Below are 2,108 nucleotides of genomic sequence, written 5' to 3'. Positions count from 1 at the left end.
CGCAGGGAAATCCCGGCGTGGCCGTCAGGGGCCAGGCAGGTAAGGGTCGCGGCAACCAATAAGTCGCGGCGTTCATCGGGGTCGGCGCGGCGCAGTTTGGGAGGGTCGATGGTCACGGGCATGCCTTTGATAAAAGACCAGGGTGCTCAGGTTAATTGAACGTGTGTTCAATCTCTAGCGATTAAATGATCAGAGGAGGGCAAGGCATGGCAAAAGACCTTTCGTGGCAGGTGCCAGGCGATGCCGGCAACACACTGCACATCGGCGCCTGGCGCTTTGAAGGCGACGGCAGTGGCCCCAAGGTGCACCTGCAAGCGGGTGTGCACGCCGATGAAATCGCCGGAATGCTGGTGCTGCACCAACTGCTGCCGCGCTTGCAGGCGTGTCAGGCCCAGGGCCGCCTGCGCGGCAGTGTGACCGTGGTGCCCCAGGCCAACCCCTTTGGCATTGGCCAGTTTCGCCAGGGCAAATTGCTCGGGCGTTTTCATGAGGCCACCGGGCAGAATTTCAACCGTGCGTTCGATCATTCCCTGGCCATGGAACGCCCGGCGAGCAACCTGGCGCACTGGCAAAAAAGTTTAGTGCAGTTGGCGTCCGACGCCGACCTGGTGCTGGACCTGCATACCGACGATGAGGCCTTGCCGTACCTTTACATTCATCGCAGTTTCTGGCCTGAACAAGGCCTGGCACTGGCGGCCGCGTTGCAGGTCGAGGTGGTGATTGTCTGGGATGAAGGCGGTGACGGCTCTTTTGAAGAAACCATCATCAACCATGGCGCGCCGCGCTTGGCCGCGACTGTCGAATTGCGCGGGCAGGCCGATGTCAGCGATGCGCTCGCGCAACAAGACGCCGACGGGCTGTGGGCGTGGCTGTGCATCAATGGCATGATTGATGAAGTCGCCACGATCAGCGAATGGCAGGGCGAAGTGGTGGACATGGGCTGCATGGAAACCGTCCTCGCGTCCTGCGCCGGCGTGCTGGTGTTTGAAAAAAGCCTGGGTGACCTGGTTGAAGAGGGCGAGCGTTTCGCGCGCATTATAGGCTGCCCTGGCGACCCGTCTTCGGAAGTGTTTTTGCAGGCAGCGCAAACCGGCCGCATGGTGACACGCCACCGTGAGCGCCGGGTGGCCCAGGGGGCGGTGGTGGCCAAATTCACCGGCACACGGTTGTCGGACAGCTACAGCGGCGGTGTGCTGGACCCTTAGATCCCCAGACCTACACATAACCCTTGTGGGCGCGGGCTTGCTCGCGAAAGCGGAGTATATAGAGAAGGACGTGTAGACTGACCCACCGCATTCGCGAGCAAACCCGCTCCCACAATTTACCCTCGTAATCGGCAACCAGGTCGCCTTCGATCAATGAATAAGTGGGCTATACCTACAGTTCAGGACCATCGACGATGACTGCCAGGGAGTTCAATGATGAAATCAAGGCTAATGATCAGCACGCTGTGCGTTGCAATCGCAATGCTCGGCTGTGCCAGCAAGGTAACGCAACCGGACGAATATTCAGGTTTTCTCGCGGACTACAGCCACCTCAAAGAGGCGAAGTCGCCTTCAGGGGCCGAGGTGATGCGTTGGGTTGATCCCGAGCTGAGTCTGAATAACTTCACGGCAGTGTTCATCGAACCGACGCAGTTTTACCCCAAGCCCCAAGCTACCGCGAAAATTCCCGACAGCACCCTCAACGGCATCAACACCTATTACAACCAGGCGCTCAAGCGTGAGCTGGCCAAATCGCTGCCGCTGGCCAACGCGCCAGGCCCAGGTGTGATCGTGGTGCGCGCGGCCATTACCGCCGTCAGCAGCAAGACCGAAAGTCTCAAGCCCTACGAGTATGTCCCTGTGGCGCTGGTGGCTGCTGCAGTGAGCACCGGCACCGGCATTCGTGACCAGGAAACCACCCTGGGCACTGAGGCGCAGTTCCTCGACGGTGGCAGCGGCAAAGTAATTGCCCAGGTGGTGCGCAAAGGCACCGGCAAGCCGTTGTCCAACGACTCGCAGGTGATGAAGGCCGATGATGTAAAAAGCGTGATTGACGGCTGGGCGTCGGACTTGCATCAGTCCTTTGTGAAGCTCAAAAAGCCCTGACTACTAACTCTGTCTCTT

The 2,108-nt window shown here is 59.7% G+C and carries 2 protein-coding genes; both read left to right on the top strand.

Features of this window, described 5'->3' with window-relative positions:
* Positions 1-206 precede the first annotated feature (206 nt).
* On the top strand, positions 207-1,205 hold the full coding sequence (locus FEM54_RS31220) for a M14 family metallopeptidase (protein WP_138454134.1): 999 nt from the start codon (positions 207-209) through the stop codon (positions 1,203-1,205).
* A 216-nt stretch (positions 1,206-1,421) separates the two neighbouring features.
* Positions 1,422-2,090 carry a DUF3313 domain-containing protein gene (locus FEM54_RS31215; RefSeq protein WP_099549737.1) on the top strand — a complete coding sequence of 223 codons (669 nt, stop codon included), beginning with the start codon at positions 1,422-1,424 and terminating at the stop codon, positions 2,088-2,090.
* Positions 2,091-2,108: the final 18 nt, after the last annotated feature.

Origin of the sequence: Pseudomonas edaphica (assembly GCF_005863185.1) — a bacterium.
Taxonomy (GTDB): domain Bacteria; phylum Pseudomonadota; class Gammaproteobacteria; order Pseudomonadales; family Pseudomonadaceae; genus Aquipseudomonas; species Aquipseudomonas edaphica.
This window is presented reverse-complemented; position numbering and strand designations above follow the sequence as displayed.

Excerpts from the sequence above, each read along its gene's own strand:
- FEM54_RS31220 (WP_138454134.1), top strand. The coding sequence starts at position 207 with ATGGCAAAAGACCTTTCGTGGCAGGTGCCAGGCGATGCCGGCAACACA.
- FEM54_RS31215 (WP_099549737.1), top strand. The coding sequence starts at position 1,422 with ATGAAATCAAGGCTAATGATCAGCACGCTGTGCGTTGCAATCGCAATG.